The sequence below is a fragment of the Stenotrophomonas panacihumi genome (assembly GCF_001431645.1).
In the GTDB taxonomy this organism is placed as follows: domain Bacteria; phylum Pseudomonadota; class Gammaproteobacteria; order Xanthomonadales; family Xanthomonadaceae; genus Stenotrophomonas_A; species Stenotrophomonas_A panacihumi.
The window spans coordinates 109140-125772 of the sequence record NZ_LLXU01000076.1 but is presented as its reverse complement, the minus strand read 5'-3'; the positions used below and the strand labels follow the sequence as shown (position 1 = coordinate 125772).

General features: G+C 68.7%; 13 protein-coding genes and 1 pseudogene. 7 read left to right on the top strand and 7 right to left on the bottom strand.

Annotated features, from left to right (window positions below; all coding sequences use genetic code 11):
* The first annotated feature begins 20 nt into the window (after window positions 1–20).
* From ARC20_RS09540 to ARC20_RS09530, 3 genes are all read left to right on the top strand, one after another.
* On the top strand, window positions 21–671 hold the full coding sequence (locus ARC20_RS09540; RefSeq protein ID WP_057646539.1) for a MarC family protein: 651 nt from the start codon (window positions 21–23) through the stop codon (window positions 669–671).
* 89 nt (window positions 672–760) lie between these two features.
* On the top strand, window positions 761–1561 hold the full coding sequence (locus ARC20_RS09535; protein ID WP_057646538.1) for a bestrophin-like domain: 801 nt from the start codon (window positions 761–763) through the stop codon (window positions 1559–1561).
* Window positions 1562–1572: 11 nt separating this feature from the next.
* Window positions 1573–2415, top strand: a complete 843-nt coding sequence (locus tag ARC20_RS09530; RefSeq protein WP_057646537.1) for a hypothetical protein — start codon at window positions 1573–1575, stop codon at window positions 2413–2415.
* A gap of 9 nt (window positions 2416–2424) precedes the next feature.
* On the opposite strand, the gene ARC20_RS09525 is transcribed toward ARC20_RS09530, so the two are convergent.
* The 5 genes from ARC20_RS09525 to ARC20_RS09505 form a co-directional block, all read right to left on the bottom strand.
* A complete protein-coding gene (locus tag ARC20_RS09525; protein WP_057646536.1) occupies window positions 2425–2832 on the bottom strand; it encodes a YidH family protein in 408 nt (135 codons plus the stop codon).
* Between the two features lie 52 nt (window positions 2833–2884).
* Window positions 2885–5212: an arylsulfatase gene (locus ARC20_RS09520; protein ID WP_057646535.1), complete on the bottom strand. Its 2328-nt coding sequence runs from the start codon at window positions 5210–5212 to the stop codon at window positions 2885–2887.
* A 143-nt stretch (window positions 5213–5355) separates the two neighbouring features.
* Window positions 5356–6408, bottom strand: a complete 1053-nt coding sequence (locus tag ARC20_RS09515) for a hypothetical protein (protein ID WP_057646534.1) — start codon at window positions 6406–6408, stop codon at window positions 5356–5358.
* 109 nt (window positions 6409–6517) lie between these two features.
* Window positions 6518–7159 carry a response regulator gene (locus ARC20_RS09510; protein ID WP_057646533.1) on the bottom strand — a complete coding sequence of 214 codons (642 nt, stop codon included), beginning with the start codon at window positions 7157–7159 and terminating at the stop codon, window positions 6518–6520.
* Entirely contained in the window at window positions 7159–10221 is a 3063-nt protein-coding gene (locus tag ARC20_RS09505; protein ID WP_108143314.1) for a sensor histidine kinase, read from the bottom strand. Before ARC20_RS09505 ends, ARC20_RS09510 begins: the two co-directional genes overlap by 1 nt.
* 105 nt (window positions 10222–10326) lie before the next feature.
* On the opposite strand from ARC20_RS09505, the gene ARC20_RS09500 reads away from it, so the two are divergent.
* A complete protein-coding gene (locus ARC20_RS09500) occupies window positions 10327–10686 on the top strand; it encodes a hypothetical protein (RefSeq protein ID WP_057646560.1) in 360 nt (119 codons plus the stop codon).
* A 105-nt stretch (window positions 10687–10791) separates the two neighbouring features.
* Window positions 10792–11154: pseudogene (locus ARC20_RS09495) on the top strand (helix-turn-helix domain-containing protein); the annotation flags it as partial.
* Window positions 11155–11250: 96 nt separating this feature from the next.
* Here ARC20_RS09495 and ARC20_RS09490 read toward each other — a convergent pair.
* Entirely contained in the window at window positions 11251–12075 is an 825-nt protein-coding gene (locus ARC20_RS09490; protein WP_057646558.1) for an alpha/beta fold hydrolase, read from the bottom strand.
* A gap of 507 nt (window positions 12076–12582) precedes the next feature.
* Between ARC20_RS09490 and ARC20_RS09485 the strand changes: the two genes are divergently transcribed.
* Window positions 12583–15138 (top strand): TonB-dependent receptor plug domain-containing protein, encoded by a 2556-nt coding sequence (locus ARC20_RS09485; protein ID WP_237642552.1) that lies wholly within the window; start codon window positions 12583–12585, stop codon window positions 15136–15138.
* A 54-nt stretch (window positions 15139–15192) separates the two neighbouring features.
* Here ARC20_RS09485 and ARC20_RS09480 read toward each other — a convergent pair whose 3' ends face one another.
* The gene (locus tag ARC20_RS09480) at window positions 15193–15465 is read right to left on the bottom strand and encodes a metal/formaldehyde-sensitive transcriptional repressor (RefSeq protein ID WP_057646531.1); all 273 of its coding nucleotides are present in this window, start codon (window positions 15463–15465) and stop codon (window positions 15193–15195) included.
* 55 nt (window positions 15466–15520) lie between these two features.
* Here ARC20_RS09480 and dmeF point away from each other — a divergent pair, with 55 nt between their 5' ends.
* Window positions 15521–16486: a CDF family Co(II)/Ni(II) efflux transporter DmeF gene (gene dmeF, locus ARC20_RS09475; RefSeq protein WP_057646530.1), complete on the top strand. Its 966-nt coding sequence runs from the start codon at window positions 15521–15523 to the stop codon at window positions 16484–16486.
* Window positions 16487–16633: the final 147 nt, after the last annotated feature.

Below are 16633 nucleotides of genomic sequence, written 5' to 3'. Positions count from 1 at the left end.
GTTCACCCGAGGAATCGCCGATGGCATTGCCCGCGCTGGCTGAGCCGGTAGTGCCCGCCGGTGTGCATTACGTGCTGTCGCTGGGCGAGGTGTTCCTGCTGTTCTTCATCATGATCGGGCCGATCAAGTCGATCGGTCCATTCGCCGCGGCCACCTCCGGGCTGGCTGCGGCCGAGCTGCGGCGAGTGGCGGTGAAGGTGTTCGCCATCAGCCTGGCGAGCGTACTGCTGGCCAGCCTGCTCGGCGCCAACCTCCTGCTCAAATGGCATATCCACCCGATGGTGCTGCAGTTCGCCGGTGGCCTGGTGTTCCTGCTCGTGGCGCTGCAGATGGTGCTCGCGCAATATCGCGCACCGGAGGCGGCCGGTGTGCCGGGCTCACCGCCGCCGATCGCCCACCTGGTGTTCCCGGTCACGCTGCCGGCCTACGGCATCGCCGCGCTGATCGTGCTGATCGCGCTTAGCGGCGGCATCGCGCGCACGCTGTCGATCGTCGGCCTGGCCTGCGCGGTGCTGGTGCTGGACCTGCTGGTGATGCTGTTCGTGCGCCCGCTATTGCGCTGGATCGGCCAGTTGCCGCTGCAGATCCTCGGCGCGGTGCTGGGCATGTTGCAGGTCGCCCTGGCACTCCAGCTGCTGCTCTCGGCGGTGCGGATGTTCCGCGGCGGCTGAGTACACCGGCATCCGGCACGGTAGAAATACTGTGGCGAAGCCCGGAGGCGTTCGCCCAGACTGCATGGGACCCCGGTGCCGAGGTGGCCATGAGCTTCTCCTCCAGCTATCCCTTTTTGCCGTTGTGGCTGTTCACGCTGCTGTTCTTCGCGCTGCTGTTGATCGCGCGCGAGGTGGGCATCTGGTTCCGCCGCCGGCGACCGGCCCCGGTGGAGACGGACAAGGAGAAGGACGAGGACGCCTTCGCGATGACCTCGGTAATGGGCCTGCTGGCGCTGCTGATCGGCTTCACGTTCTCGGTGGCGCTGTCGCGCTACGACGAGCGTCGCGAGCTGGTGGTGAAGGAGGCCAACGCCATCGGCACCACCTGGCTGCGCACCGGCCTGCTCGAAGGGCAGGATGGCGAGCGCATGCGCGACGTGCTCAAGCGCTACGTGGATGCGCGAATTGCCTTCGGCGCGGCGCGCAACCATGACGAGGAGCGCGCGCAGTTCGCGCGCACCGAGGCGCTGCAGAATGAGCTGTGGGCGGTGATGAGCGCCGGCATCGCCGGGTTTCGCGATACGCCGCGCGCCTCGCTGATCGTCACCACCACCAACGAATCCATCGACCTGGCCGCCGAGCGGTTGGCCACGCGCGAGGCGCACATCCCGTCGCGCATCCTGCGCATGCTGCTGCTGTTTGCCGTGCTGGCCGCTGGCCTGGTCGGCTATGAGCGCGCCCGCCAGCGCAAGGAAACCACGCTGGTGCTGTTGCTGTTCGCGCTGGCGGTGGGGCTGGTGATCGACCTGGACCAGCCCAGCACCGGCATGACCAACGTGCCGCAGACGCCGATGCTGGACCTCAAGGAAAGCCTGGGCACGCCCCCGGCGGCCTTGCCCCCGCGCTGAGGAGAAAGACCATGGACGTATTGCCATTGCGCCTGCTGGCCGGCTTGTCGCTGGCGGTGCCGTTGTCGCTGCACGCGCAGCAGGCCGCCCCCGATGCCACGACCGCCGCCGCCCCGGCCGCGGCGCCCGCGCACGATGCCGATTCGCTGGCCAAGGCGCTGTCCAACCCGGTGGCGGCGCTGATCAGCGTGCCGCTGCAGTACAACTACGACGAGACCTACGGCGAGGAAGGCTACAAGCACACGCTGAACATCCAGCCGGTGGCGCCGTTCTCGATCTCCGAACACTGGAACGTCATCTCCCGCACCATCCTGCCGGTCACCTACCAGAAGGACGTGGTGCCGGGCACCGACCAGGCCGGCATCGGCGACATCACCCAGAGCTTCTTCTTCTCGCCCAAGCAACCGGGCGCCTCGGGGCTGATCTGGGGCATCGGCCCGGCGATCCTGCTGCCCACCGGCACCGACGATCTCGGCGCGGACACCTGGGGCCTGGGGCCGACGATCGTGCTGCTCAAGCAGGAGCACGCCTGGACCTACGGCGCGCTGCTCAACCACATCAGCGACGTGGGCGGGGTGGGCAGCCATCGCGCCGACATCAGCAGCACCTTCGTGCAGCCATTCCTCTCGCGCGCCTTTCCGGGCGGACGCACGCTGGTCTTCAACCTGGAATCGACCTACGACTGGAAAGCCAACCAGTGGACGGTGCCGTTGAACATCGGCTACTCCAAGGTCACCAAGATCGGCGGCCAGATGATGAGCTTCCAGGGCGGCGTGCGCGGCTACCTGGAGAAGCCGGATGGCGGCCCGGACTGGGGCCTGCGCTTCACCGCCACGCTGCTGTTCCCGCGATGAGCAGCTGCCTCAGTGATCCAGGAACAGCCATAGCGCGGTCAGCCCGCCGAGCAGCAGCAGGCCGAGGCTGAAAAGCGTCGTGGCGCGATGGCGCGGCATCATCACGCCGCGCTCGATGTCGCGCGAGACATGCCAGTAGCGGGTGATCGACCACACCAGCAGCGCCAGCCCCAGCAACACCATGCCGATGCCGGCATTGCCGGCGTCGCGCAGCATCAGTCGCCCGCCCTGCGGGGCCTGGTCGTTCTGCACCAGGTACATGCTGAAGCGGTTGATGGTGATGCCGAAGCCGATCAGCGAGACGGTGGTGCGCAGGTAGGCCAGGTGGGTGCGCTCGTTGGCCATGTGGGTGCGGCCACGCGCCAGGTCGTTGGACAGCGAGCCGGACGCCGGTGGAGGCGGGCTGGGATCGTGCATGGTGGATGTCCGTTGAAGGCGCGGCGGCACGGGGGCCGCCGCGCGCGCGGGTTCAGTCGGCCGCGAAGGCCGCCGCCGCCAGTTTTTCCAGATCCAGGTACTGGGCCTTCTCGACACTCACGCCCACCCCGAGGATTTCCCCGCCCTTGAACTCGCCGGGCGTCGTGTACTCCTCGCTCACCGCATCGCCGCTGTCGCGGCCGATGCACAGGCCGTCGCCGGAGAGGGTGAACTTGCCGAGCTGGGTCTTCATGTCGCCCTCGGCCTCGAGCTTGTCGTTGACGTAGAGCTTCGTCTTGCCCAGCGACTCGCCGTGTTCGCCCGCGCCGGAGCGCTCGAACTCCATGCCCAGCGAATACTTGCCCGGCTTGAGCTCGGTCTTGGAGACGAACTTCTGCTCCGGCTTGATGCCGAGGAAGTTGTAGACGTAGTACAGCTTCTTGTCCTTGATGAAGAGGCTGTGTCCACCGAAGCGCGAGCCATGGGCGAACAGCACGCCGGAGGCATCGGCGTCGGTGATCTCCACGTCGGCGATGATCTTGTACGAGCGGCCGCGCACGTTGACCGCCACGCCTTCGGGCACCGGCGAGGTGCCGGGGTAGTAGACGTAGCGTTCGCGTACCGCCTCGGTGCTCGGGCGTTCGGTGCCGAGGACTTCGGCCGCCGTGCGATCGTCCAGCGGCAGCACGTTGTTGGCCTCGGCTTCCTCGAACCAGGCGTCGATGAGCGCCTTGAGCTTGTCCGGGTGCTCCTTGGCGAGGTCCCTGGACTCGGAGCGGTCCTCGTCGACGTGATAGAGCTCCCATTCGTCCTTGTCGAAGTGGCCCTTGCTGGTCAGCGGGGCGTGGATCGCCGCGGCCTTCCAGCCGTTGTCCCAGATGCCGCGCGTGCCGAGCATCGCGTAGTACTGCCGCTTCTTCTGCGTGGCCCCATCTTTCTCGAACGAGTACTTCATCGACACGCCGGACAGCGGATGCTGCTTCACGCCACGGTAGCTGTCGGGCATCGCAATGCCGATCGATTCGAGGATGGTCGGCACGATGTCCACCGCGTGGTGGTACTGGTTGCGGACCTCGCCCTTGGCCTTGATGCCCTTGGGCCAGTGGATGACCATCGGGCAGCAGGTGCCACCGGCGTACTCGGAGTAGCGCTTGAACATCTTGTAGGGCGCCGAGAACGCGGCGGCCCAGCCGGTGGGGTAGTGGTTGTAGGTTTCCGGGCCACCCAGCACGTCCAGGTACTTGAGGTTCTCCTCCAGCGTGTCCGGATAGTTGTTGAAGAACTTGTTCTCGTTGACCGAGCCGTTCGGGCTGCCCTCGCCGGAAGCGCCGTTGTCCGAGCAGTAGAAGACGATCGTGTTGTCGAGCTGCCCGCTCTTCTCCAGGTAGTCGACGATCCGCCCCACCTGCGCGTCGGTGTACTCGGAAAAGCCGGCATACACCTCGGCCATGCGCGCGAAGAGCTTCTTCTCGTCGGCGCTCAAGGTGTCCCATGGCTTGACGTAGTCGCCCGGGTTGGCCTGGTCTTCGGGCATCGGGTTGAAGTCCGGCACGGCGGTGCCCTTGGGAAGCAGGCCCTTCTCGATCATGCGCGGCACCACCCACTTGCGATAGGCGTCGTAGCCGTCGTCGAACTTGCCCTTGTACTTGTCGATGTATTCCTTGGGCGCGTGGTGCGGGGCGTGGTTGGCGCCCGGGCAGAACCACATGAACCACGGCTTGGAAGGATTGGAAGCCTTCTGGTCACGGATCATCTGCAGCGCCTGGTCGGTCAGGTCGCGCGACAGGTGGTAGCCGTCCTCGGGGCCGTACGGCTGGTCGATGAACAGGTTGTCCTGGGTGAGATCCGGGTACCACTGGTTGGTTTCGCCGCCCAGGAAGCCGTAGTAGCGGTCGAAGCCCTTCTGCAGCGGCCATTCCGACTTCGGGCCGCCCGAACAGATGTCCTGCTCGGGCACGTTGTGGTCCTTGCCGATCCAGAACGTGCTGTAGCCGGTGTCCTGCAACACCTGGCCGATCGACATGCATTCCGGCGGCACCCGCCCGCTCCAGCCGGGGAACCCGTTGGCGGCCTCGGTAATCGCCGACATGCCATTGAGATGGTGGTTGCGGCCGGTCAGGAAGCAGGAGCGCGTCGGCGAGCACAGCGCGGTGGTATGCCACTGCGTGTAGGTCAGGCCGTTGTCGGCCAGCTTCTGCAGCGTGGGCATGTTGATCGCGCCGCCGTACGGTTGCCACGCGGCCTGGCCGGTGTCGTCATACAGCACGATGAGGATGTTCGGCGCGCCCTCCGGCGCCTTCGGGGGAAGGAAGGGCTCCCAGTCCGCCTTGGAATCGCGGATGTCGAGCTTGATGACGCCTTTGAACTTTTTCTCGGTCATGACAGGAGCCTCGTGCGTACGGGAACAGGCACGCGAAGCGGGATCGCGCGCGGCGGGGATGACGAGGACGAGTCTGTGCCGCCCCGAGGCATCGCACATGAGAGGGTTTTCGGTATTTGTCTAAGTAAATGTACCTAGCGCGTTCAATCCGCGCCGATGGTCAACACGGGCGGCGGCGCGGTCTTCCCGGTCTCGGCCAGCGAGAAGAACATCATCATGAACGCGAAGGCGCGCTTGGACGCCATGTCGTGGTCGTCGATCCAGTACCAGCTGCCGCGATATCGCACCGCCGCATAGGCATCGGGTGGCGCGGCATCGCCGCTGTGGATGGTGGCCAGGCGCTGCGCGCCGGCACCTTCGCCAGGCGGGTAGCCCGCATAGGTGCGGCCACTGGCGATGTGATCGCCTGGCACGTCGATGCAGTTGGAGAAGTCCATCAGGATCTCCAGCATCGAGCGCGTCAGCAGCGCGATCTCGTTGTCACCGCGCTGTATCGAACCGTAGACAAGATTGAATTCGGGCGAAGGCTGGATGCCGAGCAGGCCGCGCACGGTCTCCACGTCGGCGGCGAGCTGCGCGGAGGCGCCGCTGCGGAAGAACAGCAGCGTAGCCTCGCCGTGTTCGCGTTGCTCGATGCGCATGCCCAGGCCTTCGGACTGCTGGATGCGCCGGAACGCTTCGGCGAGCTGGATGAACTCCGGGTCGGCGCGGCGCGCGTTGATGCCGGCCGAGCGGTTGTAGCGCCCGTTGATCGCGCGGGTGGTGGCGCCGAGGATGAAATCGGCCGGGTAGCCGGCCTGGATCATCTGGAACACCGCCACCGGCGGAATGGGCCGCAGCAGGCTCTGGGTGAACTTGTCCCCGGTCAGCGGCGCGTAGGAGATGGTGGGCTTGGTGGTGAAGCGGCCATAGCCGCCGATGGCCGAGTTGGAGGCATCGCGGGAAGGAAAGTTGACCGCCGCATCAAGCTGCCCCTCGGCCGAGTAGGAGGCCACCACCGAGGAGACGTCCAGGAACATCGGCGCATCGGCGTAACGCAGGCGCACGATGTTGAGCAGGGTCTGCTCCTTCCACGACTCTCCTATGGCGCTGGAGTATCCCTGGCGATCGCGCGGGATGCTCTGCGGGCCCATCGTGGCGCAGCCGGCCGGCAGCAGGGCCAGCACGCACAGCAGCAGGCGGGTGCCGTGGTTCATCGAAGTCCCCGCGGGACGATGGCGTTGCACGCAGGATGGCGACGCGCGCGCCCGGCGGCATGCGCAAAAACACCCTGCTGGCACCAGTATTTCTACTGGCGAGGCGGACTCAGGTGTCCAGCGAGATGATCCCGCGCCGCAGCGCCACGGTGACCGCGTGGGTGCGATCGCGCGCACCGAGCTTGCCCAGGATGCTCTTCATGTGCGCCTTCACCGTCTGCTCGGAAATCGACATGTGCTGGCCGATCACCTTGTTCGACTGCCCGGCGGCGACATGCAGCAGCACCTCCGTCTCGCGATGGGACAGCTGCTCGTCGGCGATGTGCGCGGCGATGCTGCCGGCAATCGCGGCCGGCATCTGGTGGCGGCGCCCCTGGTGGACCTCGCGCAGGGTATCGACCAGTTCTCGCCGCAGCGCGTCCTTGAGCAGGTAGGCGCTGGCGCCGGCCTGCAGCGCCCGCACCGCGCGCGCATCGCCGCTGTAGGTGGTGAGGATGATGACGCGGGCACGCGGGTCGAGCGCACGGATGCGCGCGGTGGCTTCAACGCCGTCCACGCGCGGCAGTTGCAGGTCCATCAGCACCACGTCCGGGCGCAGCGCCTGGTAGCGCGCCACCGCTTCCTCGCCGTCGCTGGCCTCGCCGAGCAGGCGCATGTCCGGCTGGTTGGCGATCATCGCGGCCAGGCCGTCGCGCAGCAGCGGGTGGTCGTCAACGATCAGCACGCCGATCGGCTCGGGGGAGGCGGACATCAGGTTTCTCCTTCGGTAAGCGGAACCGCGCGCAGCCACGGGCGGCCGCGCCGGCGGGTGGGGCGGCGGTACGCACGGGCCGCCGGCAGGCTGACCTGCACCTCGGTGCCGGCACCTTCGCGCGACCACAGTTGCAGGCGTGCGCCGAGCCGTGCGGCGCGCTCGCGCATGCCGCGCAGGCCCCAGTGGCCGGGCGCCTGCGTGGCGGCGTCGTCGAGGCCGCGGCCGTCGTCGCGGATGCGCAGCTGCAGACCGCGCCGGCCATAGCCCACCTCGATCTCCACCGCCTCGGCGCCCGCATGCTGGAACGCGTTGAGCAGGGCCTCGCGGCCGATCATGTACAGCTCCTCGGCGGCATGCGGCAGCAACGGACGCGGACTGCCTTCCACCAGCAGGCGCACTTCCGGCAGCAGGCGGCCGCCGGCCTCGTCGCGCACCTGCAGCAGCGCGGTGCCCAGGTCCTGGCGCTGCTGCACCACGCCGCGCAGGCCGCGCACGCGTTCGCGGCCTTCGGCCATCGCCTGTTCGGCCAGGTCCATTGCCGTTTCCAGTTCGCCGCGCAGCGGGTCGTCGGCCGGCAGCCGCTGGCTGGCCGCGTGCAGGCGCAGGATCAAGCCCTGCGTGCCCTGCAGCAGGGTGTCGTGCAATTCGCGCGCGATGCGTTCGCGCTCCTGGTGGCGTTCGTCCAGCCGCGCGCGCAGGCGCTCGGCCAACTGGCGGCCGCGGATGCGCACGGCCAGCACCAGCGCGGCCAGCCCCAGCGCCACGCACAGCACCTTGAACGCGGCGGTCTGGGTGAACGCCGGCACGATGCGGAAGCTGCGCGCGGCCGGCGCCTTGCTCCACACGCCGTCCTCGTTGCCGGCCTCGACCTCGAAGCGGTAACGCCCCGGCCCGAGGTTGCTGTAGGAGGCGCGGGTCAGTTCACCGGCGTCGTGCCAGTCCTGCTCCAGTCCGAGCAGGCGGTAGCGGTAGCGCACGCGGTCCGGGCGCGCCAGGCTGCTGGCGGCGTAGTCGATCTGCAACTGCGTGGTGTGCTTGGGCAGTACCAGGCCATCGCGCAGCGGGCCATGCGTGTCGCCATGCGCGATCTCGCCAATCGCGACCTGCGGCGCCACCGGGTTGCGATGCGGCAGGCGCGTATCCAGCCAGGCCAGGCCCTGGTTGCTGGACAGCCACAGCAGGCCGTCGCCGCCAAGGACCGCGGTGGGCACCGGGCTGGTCTGGCGCGAGATGCCGGGCAGGCCGTCGATGGCGTCGAACAGGCGGGGTGCGCGCAGCGGCGTGCCGTCGGCGAGGCTGCGCGCCAGGTCGTCGCCGTTGACGCGCAGCAGGCCGCGCATGCCGTACATCCAGTACTGGCCGGCGGCATCGCGCACGATGCCGTTGACCCCGTCGAACAGGTTCGGCGCCTGCGCCTGCAGGGTGTGGAAGCGGCCGTCGGCGCCGAGGACCGCCACGCCGGTCTCGCCAGCCACCACCAACCCCGCGCCGTCGCGGTACAGCGTGGTCACCGGGCCCACCGCCAATCCCTGCGCCGTGCCGTAGTGGGTGACGCGGCCCCCTTCGAGCACGCGCACGCTGCCGTCGGCGTAGCCGAACAAGGCCGCATCGCCTGCCAGCACCATCGACGAGCAGGCCTGTGCCGGCAGTCGTGTTTCTGGCGCCCACTGCTGGCCGTCGTAATGAAAGACGTAGTCGTCGCCGAAGCAGACCCAGCCGCGGTCGTGGCCATCAAAGGCCATCGCGTGCAGGTAGCGGCGTTCGGGCAGCCCGGGCGAGGGCCGCGCTTCGAGCGCGCCGTCATGCCACAGCGCGACCTGGCCGAGCACCGAGGGCCAGCGGCCGGCGCGTGGTTCGGGCGCCTGCGCGGGCCAGGCGTCCTGCACGCGGGTGACGTTGTCGCGGTCCAGGCGCAGCGGCCGCATGTCCTGGGAATAGGAGTAGACGCTGCCGTCGGGGTCGTGGAAGAGGGTCTGCAACGGATCCATGCCCGCCGGCAGGCCGGCGAGGCGATGCACGGCGTGCGCGCGGAAGCGGTCCAGCCCGAGGTTGGTCCCGACCCACAGGTTGCCTTCGCGGTCTTCCAGCAGCGGGGCCGGGTAGGGCGAACTCAAGCCCTGCGCCACCGCGAACTGCTCGATGCGCGGCGCGTCCCCGTCGAAGCGGATGCGGTACACGCCGCCGCCCTGCATGCCGCTGGCCCACAGGCTGCCGTCGCGCGCGAACAGCACGCGGCGCGCGCGCACCTGCGGCAGCAGGCCGGCGCGGCGCTGGGCTTCATCGAGCACCACGCCGTCGCGGGCCACCGGCATCAGGCCGCGCTGGCGATCGGCCAGCCACAGTTCGCCCCGCGGGCTTTCGACCAGCGTGGAGAACTGCGAGACCGGCACGCCGGTCGCCTCGAAACGCGTCGCGCCGCGCCGCAGCCGCAGCAGTTCCTTGTCGTTGCCCACCCACAAGGTGCCGCGACGGTCGCGCAGCAGCCATTGCGCGTTGTCACCGGGATACCCCATCGAAGCGGCAGGCGCCTGCCAGCGCTGGCCATCGAACCAGCGCAGGCCGCCATCGCTGGCCGCCCACAGGCGGCCTTCGGCATCGCGCGCCAGGCGCGGCACCAGCGCGTTGGGCATGCCCTGCGCCGGCTGGAAGTGGTCGAGCCGTCCGCCGGCGAGCCGGCTCAGGCCGGCGTTGTAGTAGCCGATCCACAGCGCGCCGTCGGGCTCCAGGCGCAGGGTGGTCATGTTGCCGGAGAGGAAGTGGCTGCCTTCCGGCGCATCCTCGCGGGTGAAGCCACGGCCGTCGAATCGATACAGCCCGGCGCCGGTGGCCAGCCACAACGCGCCGTCCTCGGCCTGCACGATGTCCCAGATATCGCCCGGCGCGCCGCGCTCCACCGGCCAGGCGGTGTGGTCGAAACCGGCCAGGCCCGATGTCACCGGCACGGTGGCGGCCTGCGCACGCGCGCCGGGCGCGCACAGCAGCATCCCCGCGACGAACAGGCACGACACGCGCGCGGCGAACCGCAGGGTGCACGCAGGGGGACGGAAAACGCGAGGCATGCGCCATTCTGGCAGGGACGGGGGAGCTGCCAACACCTCTTTCGGGGGATGCGCGGCCGGGCGGGGCGATGGCTAATGGCCGCGTGGTGGCGCTCGGACGAGGCAATGCAGCGACTCTATTCAATGTTCCCGGACCGCGGGCCGGGGCTGGGCCTGCTGCTGCTGCGCGTGGACGCGGCGCTGGTGATGCTGCTCGACCCGCAGGGCGGCTGGCTGGCCGGCGTCGGCCCATGGCCGATGCGCGTGGCTTGGGGCGCGGCGGTGCTGCTGGCCTGCGGATGGCTCACGCCGCTGGCGCTGGTGCTCGGGCTGCTGGTGACGATCGCGCGCCTACCCGAGCCGGCCGGCTGGGCGGTGCTGTTGCTGCTGCTGAGCGTGCTGCTGCTCGGGCCCGGCGCGTACTCGCTCGACGCACATCTTTATGGACGCCGCGTGCTGCGCAGGCCGCCGCGCGAGGACGACTAACACCAAGGTCTTAACCCGAAAGAGGGGGCGCTGCGCCGCACCAACGAGGGTAGGGCGCCCGCGGTGCGCAAGCGACGATGGGTCGCCCACGAATGGAGACGTGCGATGGCCGCCCACCTGCCGCATTTCATCGCCACCGTCCCCGACCTCGACGCCAGCTGGCCGCGCGCCGTGCGGCGGGCAATCGATTACATCGAGCAGCACCTCTACGAACCGGTGTGCGTCGAACAGCTGGCCGCCGCGGCGTGCATGAGCCGCTTTCACTTCGCGCGCACCTTCCGCGCGCATACCGGCCTGAGCCCGATGGAATACCTGCGCCAGCGCCGCATCGAACAGGCACGGCACCTGCTGCGCGAGGGCGGCCGCAAGGTGTGCCAGGTCGCCAGTGACTTGTGCTTCTTCGACCAGAGCCATTTCGTGCGCAGCTTCCGTCGCGCCACCGGTTGCACGCCGGCCCGTTATGCGGCGGCGGCACGGGCGGCCTGAACGCCGGCATCGCCGCGCGGCCACGGCCGTCGTTGCGCCCATGAAAAGGGCCGGCATCGCTGCCGGCCTTTTCGTGGCTCAGGCCTTGGCGAAGGCCAGCAGGTCCTGGTTGAACTGCCCGGCGTGGGTGACGGTCAGGCCGTGCGGCGCGCCCGGGTAGATCTTCAGCTGCGCACCCTTGATGAGCTTGGAAGACAGCCGCGCGGAGGCATCGATCGGCACGATCTGGTCGTCGTCGCCGTGCACCACCAGCGCCGGCACGTCGATCTTCTTCAGGTCCGGGGTGTAGTCCACCTCGGAGAACTCGTGGATGCAGTCGTACTGGCCCTTCACGCCACCGGCCATGCCCTGCAGCCAGAACGAATCGCGCATGCCCTGGGTGACCTTGTTGCCGGCGCGGTTGGCGCCGAAGAACGGCGTGGCCAGGTCCTGGAAGAACTGCGAGCGGTCGCCCGCGGTGCCGGCGCGGATGCCGTCGAACACGCTCAGCGGGGTGCCGTTCGGGTTGGCCGGGGTCTTGAGCATCAGCGGCGGCACTGCGCCGACCAGCACCATTTTGGCCACGCGCTTGGTGCCATGTCGGCCGACGTAATGCGCGATCTCGCCACCGCCGGTGGAATGGCCGACCAGGATGATGTCCTTCAGGTCGAGCTTCTCGATCACCGCCGCCAGGTCATCGGCATAGGTGTCCATGTTGTTGCCGTCCCAGGTCTGGCTGGAGCGGCCGTGGCTGCGGCGGTCGTGCGCGACGACGCGGTAGCCGTGCTGGCCCATGAACAGCATCTGCGGGTCCCAGGCATCGGCGCTGAGCGGCCAGCCGTGGGCGAACACGACCGGCTGGCCGGTGCCCCAGTCCTTGTAGAAGATCTGCGCGCCGTCCTTGACGGTGACGAAATGGCTCATGGAACGGGCTCCGTGGGGTGTGGAAGAAGAGGGGGTAGCGGCGCGCGCGCCGCCGGGCAGGCCGAAGCCGATCGAGGACGCGGCCAGCGCCGCGGCCAGGCCGGCGGACGTGGCCAGGAAGCCACGGCGGCCCGGATCGTCGGGGGACGATTCGCTGGAGGAATGCATGGGGGACTCCTGTCGGGGAGGGGGATGACGACCGCGGCAGTAGACGCCGGGCGCCGTTCGTCCCGCTTGCATGGATGTGCGCAGGCGGCCCGGGACGGGCAGGGGTGACGGGGCGCACGTTCCTTCAGGTCGGCTAGCAGCCCCTTATTGCCAACCCGTGAAATCCTTGTTACGAATTGACGCAGTGCAGCACGGCGCGAAGGGGCGTGCCGGGCGCACGCAACAGCCATCAGGAGCGCATTAGCGGAAACACACCACCCACATCGTCAAGGGGACGCACGCATGGGCAAGCACGTACTTCCGTACTCCCGAGTTCCGAAAGCGAAACTGGCGTCAGCCGTGACCTTTGCCCTGGCCATCCTCGTGGCCAGCGCACCCGCCGCCGAAAGCCGCGCGGCGGAGCCGGAGGATCCGCAATCCGGCAGTGGACCGCCGACCACCCTTGAAACCGTCTCCGTGCTGGGCAGCCGCGGGCAACCGCGCAGCGTCGCTTCTTCCGCCGTACCGATCGACATCATCACCGCGGAGGAATTCCGCAGCCAGGGCGCCACCGACGCGCTCGACCAGCTGCGCGTGCTGGTGCCGTCGTTCAACGTCAGCACCATTCCCATCGACGACGCCGCCAGCCTGATCCGCCCGGCCAACCTGCGCGGGCTGCCCCCGGACAACACGCTGGTGCTGGTCAACGGCAAGCGCTTCCACCGTTCGGCGGTGATCACCTTCCTCGGCCACGGTCTGTCCGATGGCTCGCAAGGGCCGGACCTGTCGGTGTTCCCGTCGCTGGCGCTGGACCAGGTGGAAGTGCTGCGCGACGGCGCCGCCGCGCAGTACGGCTCGGACGCCATCGCCGGCGTGATCAACTTCAACCTCAAACGGCTGGACCACGGCGGTCAGTTCGAGGTCTTCACCGGCCAGTACTACGCCGGCGACGGCCTGACCACGCAGTACTCGGCGCAGATCGGCCTGCCGCTGACCTCGCGCGGCTTCGCCACGCTGACCGCCGAATGGCGCGAGGCCGACGACACCTCGCGCAGCGTGCAACGCGCCGATGCCGCCGCCGATGCCGCGGCCGGCTACCCGGACGTGCAGGATCCCGCGCAGATCTGGGGCTCGCCCAAGGTGAAGGACGACCTGAAGTTCGTCGCCAACCTCGGCTATACCGGCGACAGCGTGGACCTGTACCTGTTCGGCAACTACGCCAAGCGGCGCGTGGATGGCGGCTTCTACTACCGCGACCCGAGCGCGCGTTCCGGCGTGTATTCCAACGACGGCGGCGAAACCCTGCTGGTGGGCGACCTCACCGGGGCCGGCGGTTGCCCGACCATTGCCCTGCGCGATGGCGACGGCAACCTGCTCCCGTACAGCACGGTCAGCGCCGCGGCCGGCGCGATGCCGGCCAACTGCTTCAGTTTCCTGTCGATGTTTCCCGGCGGCTTCACCCCGCGCTTCGGCGGCGACCTGGAAGACAGCTCGGTGGTGGCCGGCATCAAGGGCATGTGGGGCGATGGCTGGCATTGGGATGTCAGCGGCACCTACGGCCGCAACAACATCGACTTCTTCATCTACAACACGGTCAACGCCTCGCTCGGCCCCGACCAGCCGGACGGCTTCCGCTTCAACCCCGGTGGCAACACGCAGACCGAAACCGGCTTCAACTTCGACGTCGGCAAGGACGTGGAAACCAGCTTCCTGGTGCAGCCGCTGCGGTTGAGCGCCGGCGCCGAGTGGCGCAAGGAGGAGTTCCAGATCAAGGCCGGCGACGCGGCCTCCACGGCGATCGGCCCGCTGACCGACCAGGGCTTCGCGCTGGGTTCCAACGGCTTCAACGGCTTCAGCCCGCGCACCGCCGGCACGTTCGACCGCAAGAACTGGGCGGTCTACCTAGACCTGGAAGGGCAGGTGACCGAGCAGCTGCTGCTGGCCGCGGCCGTGCGCCACGAGGACTACGACGACTTCGGCAGCACCACCAAGGGCAAGCTCACCGGTCGCTTCGACTTCACCCCGGCGTTCGCGATGCGCGGGGCAATCAGCACCGGCTTCCGCGCGCCCACGCCGGGCCAGGCCAACGTGAGCCAGATCAGCACGGTGTTCGCCGGCACCGGGCTGGTGGACATCGCCACGTTGCCGCCGACCAACCCCATCGCCGAACTGAAGGGCGCCAAGCCGCTGACGCCGGAGGAGTCGAAGAACTATTCGCTGGGGTTCGTCTACAGCGAAGGCCCGTGGCTGGTGACGCTGGATGGTTACCGCATCGAGGTGGAGGACCGCATCGCGCTGAGCACCAGCTTCGACCTCACCGACGCCGAGCGCGCCGCGCTGGTGGCGGCCGGCAACCCGGAAGCGGCGTCGATCTCCTCGGTGACGTATTTCGGCAATGCCTTCGACACCACCACCAGCGGCGTGGACCTGGTGACCAGCTACCAGGTCGAACAGTGGGGCGGGGAGACGACCTACTCGCTGGCGATGAACTGGAACCGCACCCAGGTGGACAGCTACAACGCCGACTTCGTGGACGAGGCGCGCGTGTACAAGCTGGAGAACTCGCTGCCCAAGACCAAGGGCTACTTCAGCATCAACCACCAGCGTCAGGTCTTCCACGCCAACCTGCGGCTCGGCTATTACGGCTCGTGGTACGAGGACCACCTCGACAGCGGGGTGATCTCCGCGGCCGATGGCGGCCTGCCGATCTACGGCGACGCGCGGCTGATCGTGGACGCGGAGGTGGGTTGGAAGTTCGCCAATGGCATGTACGTCAACGTGGGCGCGCAGAACCTGTTCGACGAGACCCCGGACAAGAACCCGTGGTCCGATATCGCCGGCGCGGAATACCCGGTGCATTCGCCGTACGGCTTCGCCGGCGGCTTCTGGTACGTGCGGGCGGGCTGTAAGTTCTGATTCGCGATGAAGGGCAGGGTGCCTCCGCGCGCGGGGGCATCCTGCCGGGCGCGGCTACTTGCCGAAACCCTTCATCAGGCGCGCGACCAGCTCGGCCTCTTCGCGCCGCTTGCCGGCATCCGGCTCGGCGACGACGTGTTCCTCCAGGTGCCCGACCAGCACCTCCATCATCAACGCATGCATGGCGCCCTTGGCCGCGGCGATCTGCACGAGCACGTCGCCGCAGTCGGCATCTTCGAGCAGGGCTTTTTCCAGCCCGGCGACCTGCCCGGCGATGCGGCGGATGCGGGTGAGCAGGGCTTTCTTGTTGTGGGAGATGTGCGCCATGGGGCCGGACGATATACCCTAGGGGGGTATACAGGCAAACCCCACCGGATCTCCCATGTCGCTTGAAGCCGCCGCCGCGCAACGCCGCCATTCCCATGCCTTCGACACCGGCAACGCCGGCGCCGAACGTGCCGCCCGCCGCGCGATGTGGCTGACCCTGGCCATGATGGTCGTGGAGATCAGCGGCGGCTGGTGGTTCAACTCGATGGCGGTGCTGGCCGATGGCTGGCACATGAGCTCGCACGCGCTGGCGCTGGGCCTGTCCGCCTTCGCCTATGCCTGCGCGCGGCGCTATGCGGGCGATGGGCGCTTTGCCTTCGGCACCTGGAAGATCGAGATCCTCGGCGGCTACACGAGTGCCATCCTGCTGCTGGTGGTCGCCGGGCTGATGGCTTTCCAGTCCGTCGAGCGGCTCATCACCCCCAGCCCGATCCATTACCGCGAGGCGATCGCCATCGCCGTCGTCGGCCTGGCGGTGAACCTGCTGTGCGCCTGGTGGTTGCGCGACCACGACCATGGGCATGACCACGGCCATCACCACGGCGATGCTCACGACCATGACCACGACCATGGCCATCACCACCATCACCACGACCTCAACCAGCGCTCGGCCTACCTGCATGTGATCGCCGACGCGGCGACCTCGGTGCTGGCCATCGTCGCGCTGCTGGGCGGCATGTACCTCGGCGCGCGCTGGCTCGACCCGGTGATGGGCCTGGCCGGCGCGGTGCTGGTCACGGTGTGGGCCTGGGGCCTGCTGCGCAGCAGCGGCCGCGTGCTGCTGGACGCGGAAATGGACGCGCCCGTGGTGGAGGAAGTGCGCGAGGTGATCGAGCAGGGCGACGTGCGCGCGCGGATCAGCGACCTGCACGTGTGGAAGGTGGGGCGCGGCAAGTTCGCCTGCGTGGTGTCGCTGGTGACCGACAGCCCGCTGGGGGCGGACGACTTCCGCGCCATGCTCGCCATCCACGAGGAACTGGTGCACGTCACCGTCGAAGTGCACCGCCTGCCGGCCGGCTGATCCCGGACGCCGCCCGAACCGCCGTTTTCGGACAACGCGGTCAATTGCGGACATGGCCGTGGCCCGGACTGTTAACGCTAACAGAATCAGGCACTTTCCGCGCACCGCGCGCTGCGCCGCAACATCGTTTTAAGGCGTTTTTTACGA

Bases quoted from the DNA above. Each gene is read 5' to 3' on its own strand.
- ARC20_RS09505 (WP_108143314.1), bottom strand. From the start codon at position 10,221: ATGCCTCGCGTTTTCCGTCCCCCTGCGTGCACCCTGCGGTTCGCCGCG.
- dmeF (WP_057646530.1), top strand. From the start codon at position 15,521: ATGTCGCTTGAAGCCGCCGCCGCGCAACGCCGCCATTCCCATGCCTTC.
- ARC20_RS09525 (WP_057646536.1), bottom strand. From the start codon at position 2,832: ATGCACGATCCCAGCCCGCCTCCACCGGCGTCCGGCTCGCTGTCCAAC.
- ARC20_RS09500 (WP_057646560.1), top strand. From the start codon at position 10,327: ATGCAGCGACTCTATTCAATGTTCCCGGACCGCGGGCCGGGGCTGGGC.
- ARC20_RS09490 (WP_057646558.1), bottom strand. From the start codon at position 12,075: ATGAGCCATTTCGTCACCGTCAAGGACGGCGCGCAGATCTTCTACAAG.
- ARC20_RS09520 (WP_057646535.1), bottom strand. From the start codon at position 5,212: ATGACCGAGAAAAAGTTCAAAGGCGTCATCAAGCTCGACATCCGCGAT.
- ARC20_RS09530 (WP_057646537.1), top strand. From the start codon at position 1,573: ATGGACGTATTGCCATTGCGCCTGCTGGCCGGCTTGTCGCTGGCGGTG.
- ARC20_RS09510 (WP_057646533.1), bottom strand. From the start codon at position 7,159: ATGTCCGCCTCCCCCGAGCCGATCGGCGTGCTGATCGTTGACGACCAC.
- ARC20_RS09480 (WP_057646531.1), bottom strand. From the start codon at position 15,465: ATGGCGCACATCTCCCACAACAAGAAAGCCCTGCTCACCCGCATCCGC.
- ARC20_RS09515 (WP_057646534.1), bottom strand. From the start codon at position 6,408: ATGAACCACGGCACCCGCCTGCTGCTGTGCGTGCTGGCCCTGCTGCCG.
- ARC20_RS09540 (WP_057646539.1), top strand. From the start codon at position 21: ATGGCATTGCCCGCGCTGGCTGAGCCGGTAGTGCCCGCCGGTGTGCAT.
- ARC20_RS09535 (WP_057646538.1), top strand. From the start codon at position 761: ATGAGCTTCTCCTCCAGCTATCCCTTTTTGCCGTTGTGGCTGTTCACG.